General features: G+C 42.6%; 5 protein-coding genes and 3 pseudogenes. All 8 read left to right on the top strand.

The window, feature by feature from the left end:
* Positions 1 to 83, top strand: a pseudogene (locus WFH18_RS15680) (IS1 family transposase); the annotation flags it as partial.
* Positions 84 to 294: 211 nt separating this feature from the next.
* Complete coding sequence (gene mumR, locus WFH18_RS15675; RefSeq protein WP_336755218.1) at positions 295 to 1,206, top strand: LysR family transcriptional regulator MumR; 912 nt, start codon at positions 295 to 297, stop codon at positions 1,204 to 1,206.
* Positions 1,207 to 1,551: 345 nt separating this feature from the next.
* Positions 1,552 to 2,806, top strand: a pseudogene (locus WFH18_RS15670) (NRAMP family divalent metal transporter).
* 35 nt (positions 2,807 to 2,841) lie between these two features.
* On the top strand, positions 2,842 to 3,624 hold the full coding sequence (locus WFH18_RS15665) for a LamB/YcsF family protein (protein WP_262472621.1): 783 nt from the start codon (positions 2,842 to 2,844) through the stop codon (positions 3,622 to 3,624).
* Positions 3,617 to 4,423, top strand: coding sequence for a putative hydro-lyase (locus WFH18_RS15660; protein ID WP_262472620.1), 807 nt, complete (start codon positions 3,617 to 3,619; stop codon positions 4,421 to 4,423). Before WFH18_RS15665 ends, WFH18_RS15660 begins: the two co-directional genes overlap by 8 nt.
* A gap of 33 nt (positions 4,424 to 4,456) precedes the next feature.
* Positions 4,457 to 6,040, top strand: coding sequence for an urea amidolyase family protein (locus WFH18_RS15655; protein ID WP_336755214.1), 1,584 nt, complete (start codon positions 4,457 to 4,459; stop codon positions 6,038 to 6,040).
* Positions 6,040 to 7,761, top strand: coding sequence for an acetyl/propionyl/methylcrotonyl-CoA carboxylase subunit alpha (locus WFH18_RS15650; protein WP_262472624.1), 1,722 nt, complete (start codon positions 6,040 to 6,042; stop codon positions 7,759 to 7,761). Before WFH18_RS15655 ends, WFH18_RS15650 begins: the two co-directional genes overlap by 1 nt.
* A gap of 300 nt (positions 7,762 to 8,061) precedes the next feature.
* A pseudogene (locus WFH18_RS15645) lies at positions 8,062 to 8,334 on the top strand (IS701 family transposase); the annotation flags it as partial.

The following is an 8,334-nucleotide window of genomic DNA, read 5'->3' as shown; positions in this document are numbered from 1 at the left end:
GCTGCAACTTCTCCAAAAAGCTTGAAAATCATTTCAAAGCCTTTGATTTAGTGTTCTTTTATATCAATAATGGATTCGTTTAATGCCAGCATACTTTTTGAAACACCACCCTTGATTTAAAGAGCCTTGATCAGATTCGAGGGAGTAAGGTTGTAAATTGATGTATTTGGGTAAGGCATAGCGCTTGAATGAGCGTCATCTCGTAAGACATTTTGAAATTATATAAAACAGTAACTTAAAAAATAGGGGGAACTGCCGTACTATAAGCGGGATGGAGTAAAGGCAGGATTTAGGGTGAATTTAAAAAATCTAGAAGCATTTTATTGGGTTGTGACTTTAAATAGTTTCAATAAGGCTGCCACAAAATTACAAACGACTCAGCCTGCCGTTTCACAAAAAATCACCTCTCTTGAAAATGATTTAGGTTTTAAAGTTCTCGATCGCAGCTTTCGACAGCTTAAACCCACCCATAAAGGCATGACCCTGTTTAAATATGCTGAAAAGTTTATGCGTTTAGAAACTGATTTGGTGGCTGAGCTGACTGAAAACCAGCATCTAACAGGAACAATTCGTTTAGGTGTTTCCGAGACCATCGTTTATACGTGGTTGGTTGAATATATCGAAAAAGTACAAAAAGAGTTTCCTAAAGTTTCAGTGGAAATTGTGGTGGATTTAACCCCAAATTTGCAAGAAGGTGTGCGTACCGGGGATTTGGACATGGCCTTTTTGTTGGGCCCGACTTTGGCTTTTGAGTGTGTAGAGCAGGCGCTATGTGACTTTGAACTGAGTTTTTTGGCAGCTCCATCTTTTAAAGGTGGTGTGGGCCAAATGCCGTTTAAGGCATTAATGTCTCATACCATTTTAACTTACCCGAAAATTACCTATCCCTATAAAGAGCTCAAGGCCAAAATGAAAGAGCAGGCACTAGATGAGCCGCTTTCAATTACCAGTTATTCGCTTGCGACCTTATTGCGTCTTGCGGAGCAAGGTTTGGGGATCGCCGTTGTGCCGACCTTAACGGCCTTAAAGGAAATTACCGATGGTCGCTTGGAAATTTTAAATACCCCGATCCAGCTCAAAACCTTTCATTTCACCTCGATTTATATGCAAGGAAATGATGCTGCCTTGAAAGAGAAATTAACCGATGTCGCAGTCACTGTTTCTGAAAGCGCAATGAAAAGACTGCTTGAGAAAATTAAAAAATAATTGAGGCGTACGTAGCTTTTTGACAAGCAATGTTTCTTTATCTCAAACCGTAATTTGTTTGAAAAACTATAAAAGCAGCTTATCGTGCGTGATAAGTAAAATTTATCATTAGACTTTTAATAAATAAAAAATAATAAAATACAGTAATTTAGTTTTAATAATGGATGTAAAAAGTCGTATTGTTCATCGCGCTTGCCTATGTTCTTATTTCAAATAGAAGATTTGATCCGCCATGGCTTTGGTTGGGCAACAGGGAATCTTTGTCAGTTTAAGGGATTTAAGAACAGAATTTGTAAGCAAAATGATGTTCTTGGTTCAACTTGAAAATAGCGTTATTAAGCTCAAATGGACGAGGAACGCATTAAATATGTCTTTATTAAAATCTTCTTTTTTATCAGATCGCCAATGGGCCATTGTTGCTTCAATCTTTATGATGGCAACTTCCGCCATGGGACCTGGTTTTCTAACTCAAACTGCGGTCTTTACTGTGAAATTGGGTGCGGCGTTTGGCTTTGCCATTCTAGTGTCTATTTTGATTGATTATGTGGTGCAGCAAAACATTTGGCGTGTCGTAACGCTGACGCAAATGCGTGCCTCGGATATTGCCAATAAAGCCTTGCCGGGCAGTGGTTACTTACTGGCTTTTCTGGTCATTTTGGGTGGCTTTTTCTTCAGTATTGGTAATATTGCAGGTGCGGCTTTAGGTCTCAATGCATTATTTGGGTTAGACACTAAATGGGGCGGCATTTTAAGTGGTGCTTTAGCCATTTTAATTTTTGCTTCAAGAAAAGCCACGCTGGCCATGGATAAAAGCATGATCGTTTTGGGGTTGCTCAAAATCATCTTGATTATCATTGTTGCCGTCATTGTGATGCCACCTGTGGGCCAAGCTGTTCATCAAACGTTTGCACCCGACCAGATTGATTTTGCCATCATCACCACGATTGTTGGTGGAACGGTCGGCGGCTATATCTGCTATGCAGGCGCCCATCGTTTACTGGATAAAGGTGCGGTTGGCCCTGAAAATATTGATGAAGTTGCAAGAGCCGCAACCAAAGGTATTGTGGTTGTAGGCATCATGCGTTATGTGCTGTTTTTAGCTTTCTTGGGTGTGGTGGTAAGTGGCGCAAGTATTGATTTAGCCAGCCATGATGCCAATCCCGCAGCGCAAGCTTTTCAATATGCCGCAGGAACTTTTGGTTATAAATTATTTGGTCTAATTTTCTGGGCAGCAGGGATCAGTAGTACCATTGGCGCCGCTTATACTTCGGTTTCATTCTTTACCGCATTTAAGAAAAACCTCAGTCCAAAGCAAACCAATTACACCACCATTACATTTATCTCTTTAGCTTTATTACTGTATGTCGTACTGGGCGCAACCCCTGCTGGACTTTTGATTTTTGTTGGTGGCTTTAATGGCTTGGTACTGCCAATTGGTTTAACGATTTTTGTTTATGTAGCTGCTTGTCGTAAAGATATGATGGGGAATTATAACTATCCAAAATGGTTACTTATTTTGGGTGTACTCACATGTATGTTGACATGGTGGATGGGCTATATGTCCTTTACTACAGTCTTTAATTATTTAACCAAACTTTAAGCCAGACGATGGTGAAGTGATAAAGGAATTAAGCCATGTTTGTAGATTTAAATAGTGACTTGGGTGAAAGTTTTGGTTCGTGGAAAATGGGCAATGATGACCAAATTCTACCTGTGGTCACGAGTGCCAATATTGCATGTGGCTTTCATGCAGGTGATCCGCTGGGGATTTTAAAGACACTGCGGAAGGCTGTTGAATTAAATGTCACGATTGGCGCGCATGTATCTTATCCAGACCTTGTCGGTTTTGGTCGCCGTAATATGGATGTGTCACGTGATGAGCTGATTGCCGATGTGCTGTATCAAATTTCTGCACTGGATGGTCTAGCTAAAGTGGCTGGTTCTCAAGTGCAATATGTGAAACCACATGGTGCACTGTATAACACCATTGCACACGACCACGCTCAAGCCGCTGCGGTGATTGATGCTATCAAGATGTATAACCCAGAACTGGTTTTGGTGGCACTGGCAGGTTCCCACTTGGTTGAGCAAGCACGTGCAGCAGGCTTAAAGGTTGTATCTGAGGCATTTGCAGACCGTGCTTATAACAGTGATGGCTCATTGGTTTCACGACGTTTGGATGGGGCTGTTTTACATGATTCGGCCTTTGTGGCACGCCGTGTAGTGTCTATGTTGAAAAATGGCGGCGTTGAGTCGATTGATGGTGTATTTACCCCGATTCAAGCGGACACGATTTGCTTACATGGTGACACCGCAGGTGCCTTAGAGATGTCGGCTGCGATTAAAGCTGAACTGTTAAATCATCATATTGAAATTCGCCCCTTTGTTTTAAAGCATCAGGACGTACGCAATGTATAAGGATATCCGAGTCGACTCAGAACAGCTTGAAGCCGCTTTAGCGGCACGTTTAAAAATCCGTGCAGGCTTTGATAAACCAACGGCGGGTATGGCTGCAGGCATGACGCAGGTCAATATGATTTCGGTGCCTAAAGATTGGGCTTATGATTTTCTACTGTATGCACATCGCAATCCGCAAAGCTGTCCTGTTTTAGACGTGCTAGAGGAAGGTGTTTATGCCACAAGACTGGCAGAGAACTCAGATATACGCACCGACTTTCCACGTTATCGCATCTGGAAAGAGGGTGAAATGGTCGATGAAGTCACGGATGCGAGTGACATTTATCATGCGCATCCTGACTTGGTAACGTTTCTAATTGGCTGTAGTTTCTCTTTTGAAACAGCACTGCAAGAGGCGGGCATTGAAGTTCGTCATATCCATGATCAGACCAATGTACCGATGTATTTGAGCAATATTCAATGTCAGCCTGCGGGTCGTATTTCGGGCAATATGGTGGTTTCTATGCGCCCAATTCCATCCCATCAAATCACGGATGCCGTCAAAATTACAGCACGGATGCCAAGTGTGCATGGAGCGCCCGTGCATATTGGACATCCTGAAGGTTTAGGCATTCGTGATGTGAATCAGCCAGACTTTGGTGATGCTTCACGTATTGAGGCTGGGGAAATTCCAGTGTTTTGGGCTTGTGGTGTAACCCCACAAGCAGCGGTGATGAACTCAAAAATTCCTTTTGCCATAAGCCATGCACCCGGTCATATGTTGATTACAGACATTCCTGATCGTGCATGGATAGGTTAAGCAGCACCAAAGAACAATTAAAAGGATAGGCATATGCGTTTTTTATCGGTAAACGCGGATTGTTTTCTTATAGAGCTTGCCAGCTTAGAGGAAACATTGGCGTTGTACAATAAATTGCACACGATGCAATTGAATGGAATTAAAGACTTAGTCCCTGCTGCAAAAACGATTTTGGTATTTTTTAATGAAATCGAGACCACCTTTAAAACACTGGTTGCTTCAATTCAGACTGTAAAAATTGGTTCAGGCGGTGAGCGTAATGCCCAAGAATTGATTATTCCTATCTGCTATACGGGCGAAGATCTTGCTCAGGTTGCAGAGTTACAAGGGCTTTCAATTGCTGATGTGATTTTGAAGCATCGTCAAAGTGTTTGGAATGTGGCTTTTATCGGTTTTGCACCGGGCTTTGCTTATATGAGCAGTCCCGATCGACCTTTTACAGATATTCCTCGCTTAGCTGTGCCACGTAAAAAAATACCGTCGGGTTCTTTGGGACTGGCAGGACAATATTCAGGGATTTACCCGAAAGATAGTCCGGGGGGCTGGCAGCTGATCGGTACGACTGCTGCAAAAATGTGGGATCTAGAGCGTAAAAATCCAGCGCTACTGTTACCAGGAATGACTGTACATTTTGAAGATGTCACACATCAACCGACCACGGTTAGCGTACCACAGCAAGTCACTCGTACAGTTGAACCTAAACAATCCATGCCTGTGTTTACGGTAACTGCACCGAGTCTACAGATGTTGATCCAAGATGAAGGACGTTTTAACCAGACCAAGATTGGTGTTGGTGTTGCAGGGGCGATGGATGTATCGGCGATGCACAGTGCAAATCGAATTGTCGGTAACCCAACTCCGACGCCTGTGATTGAAGTTTTAAATGGTGGTTTGAAAGCCAAAATGCATCAGTCCGCAGTCATTGCGGTTACGGGAGCGATTTCAAACATCCACGTGAAATTTAGTGATGGACAAAAGACTGACTTTGGCAGTTATCAAGCGATTGCTCTTGATGAAGGTGATGAATTTCAGATTCAAGCACCGACGGCAGGGCTGAGGAATTATCTGGCGATTCGTGGTGGTATCGACATGCAGCCTGTGCTGAATAGTGCCTCATTTGATAGTTTGGCCATATTAGGACCAGAACCTCTAAAAATGGGGGATACGGTTTATCAAGGACAGGTTGAAGTTTCAAATATCAGTAATACTGAAATTGCGAAGTTAAACTTGCCCAAAGTCGGCGATGTAGTAGAGCTCGACATTGTGATGGGACCGCGAACGGATTGGTTCGAAGCAGAGAGTATTGAGCGCTTATGTCAGCAAGCTTGGCTTGTGACTAATGAAAGCAATCGAGTTGGACTGAGGCTTTCAGGTGAACAACCATTGCAACGCAAAATTACCCATGAGTTGGAAAGTGAAGGAACTTGTATTGGTGCCTTACAGATTCCACCCAGTGGTCAACCTGTACTGTTTATGAATGACCATCCTTTAACTGGTGGTTACCCCGTCATTGCGGCTGTGGCGAAGCGCCATAGGGATTTGGTGGCACAGATTCCAGCAGGGTGCCAAATCAAATTTAAAAAAATGACCGAATTTACAGATTTTGAGAATGAATGATGACTACTGAAAAATTATTAATTGCAAACCGTGGTGAAATTGCCGTTCGTATTATTCATGCTTGCCGTGATATGGGTATTAGCTCAGTTGCGTTATATGCCGATGACGATATGGACAGTATGCATGTCGAACTGGCGGATGAAGCATGGGGGCTGGCGGGTGCAACTGCACGTGAAACCTATTTGAATATTCCAGCCATTCTTGAGGTTGCTAAAAAATCTAAGGCGACCATGGTGCATCCGGGTTATGGCTTTTTATCTGAACGTGCTGAATTTGCACAGGCCGTAATTGATGCAGGCTTAAAGTGGGTAGGGCCATCGCCAAGCGCCATTGAAAAATTGGGTGATAAAATTGAAGCACGTAAGATAGCTGCTTCAGTGGGTGCACCTTTAGTTCAAGGTACACAAGACCCTCTAAATAATGCTGATGAAGCACTCGAGTTTGCAAAGCAGTTTGGTTTACCTATTGCGATTAAGGCCGCTTTTGGCGGTGGTGGTCGCGGTTTAAAAGTCGTTTGGAAACTGGAAGATGTAAAGGAGCTGTATGATTCGGCTGTACGTGAAGCACAAGCCGCTTTTGGCCGCGGTGAGTGTTTTGTTGAGCAATACTTAGATCAACCTCGCCATGTCGAAGCGCAAGTGATTGCCGATCAACATGGCAATGTAGTGGTTTTAGGTACACGTGATTGTTCGCTACAGCGTCGTAATCAAAAACTGATTGAAGAAGCGCCAGCGCCTTTTATCAGCGATGCGATATATCAAGAAATTTTAACTTCGGCTAAAAATATCTGTCAGGCAGCCAACTATGTCGGTGCGGGTACAGTTGAATATTTGCTGAGCCGTGATGGAAAGCTTTCATTTTTAGAGGTTAATACCCGCTTGCAGGTGGAACATCCTGTTACTGAAGAAACGGCCAAAGTCGATTTGGTGGTTGAGCAAATTCGCGTGGCTCAAGGCCATGAACTTTCAATCAAAGAAACCCCGAAAGCGCAGGGGCATGCCATTGAGTTTCGTATCAATGCTGAAGACCCCGCTCGTGGCTTCATTCCTGCTTTTGGTGTATTGAGTTTATTTGAAGCACCATTTGGTCAGGGGGTACGTGTAGACACAGGTGTTCGTACTGGTTCTTTGGTGTCGAGTCATTTTGATTCGCTTATGGCAAAACTGATTATCACAGGCCCAACCCGTGAAATTGCGATCGCTCGCGCTAAACGTGCGCTGAAGCAATTTAAAATTGAAGGGGTTGCGTCGGTTTTAGACTTTCACCGTGTTGTATTAAATGAAGCTGATTTTACCGCCACATTTAATGTTCATACTCGTTGGATTGAAAATGATTTTAAACAGGACTTAAAGCCAACGAAACGCAGTATTCCGAATCATCAACAGCCGATGTTACTCAGTTATATTGAAATTGATGGGAAATTACATCGTTTAGGCTTACCTGCGGGTATGTTTGCACAAAACCCTACAATGACGTCTCAAGACCAACCAGCTACAGAAACAGCAGTGAGTGCTGAACACTTACTTGCACCAATCAATGGCGTAATTAGCGCTTGGAAGGTAGAAAACGGGGAGCAGGTCGCAGAGGGGCAGGTGGTGGCGATTATGGAAGCCATGAAAATGGAAGTCCCTGTACTTGCACATCAAAGTGGAGTGATTCAATTGATGGTTCAGCAAGGGGTGACCTGTCACGCAGAGCATATTATTGGATCGATTTGCTAAAAAAATAAATCATGTGAATGCACCTGATGCAGCATTTAGCTAAGTCAGGTTTTTGTTTGAAAACTCTTAAAAGTTGAGGGCTGGTTAGCTTTGTTTTATGGACAAATGAAGTGGAAAAATGGTTCGATTAAGATTTAATAGTCCAATAAAAGCGTTATTTAAAGAGATATTCAATAATCATTTTGTTCTGTAGCTCGGAGACAAGATGAAAGCGATAAACTTGAAAAATAAAAATTAAAGAATATAGGACTTACGCATTGACGGATTCAAAAAAGTATTAAAATACTTTATAAAGTATCTGTGATCAGACGAATTAAAAATGCTTCTACAGCAACTTGTACACTACCCATTTATATGGGCTTTCTCATGACAGAACCGAACTCTATTAGCTGCACACAACTTGCCGAGACTTATAACATCTCGCATGATAGTGTAAATCGCTTTCTAGAGCGTGAAGACTACACACCTCACGACCTATATCAAGAAGCAATTCAACATATTGATAATAATAAACTTATAGTCAGTATTGATGATACTGTTTTAGATAAACCATATAGTCAACATATGGACTTG

Origin of the sequence: Acinetobacter sp. USHLN143, from assembly GCF_037145695.1 — a bacterium.
GTDB lineage: Bacteria > Pseudomonadota > Gammaproteobacteria > Pseudomonadales > Moraxellaceae > Acinetobacter > Acinetobacter fasciculus.
Note: the sequence above shows the minus strand (reverse complement) of the source record. Positions and strands in the feature narration are given on the sequence as shown.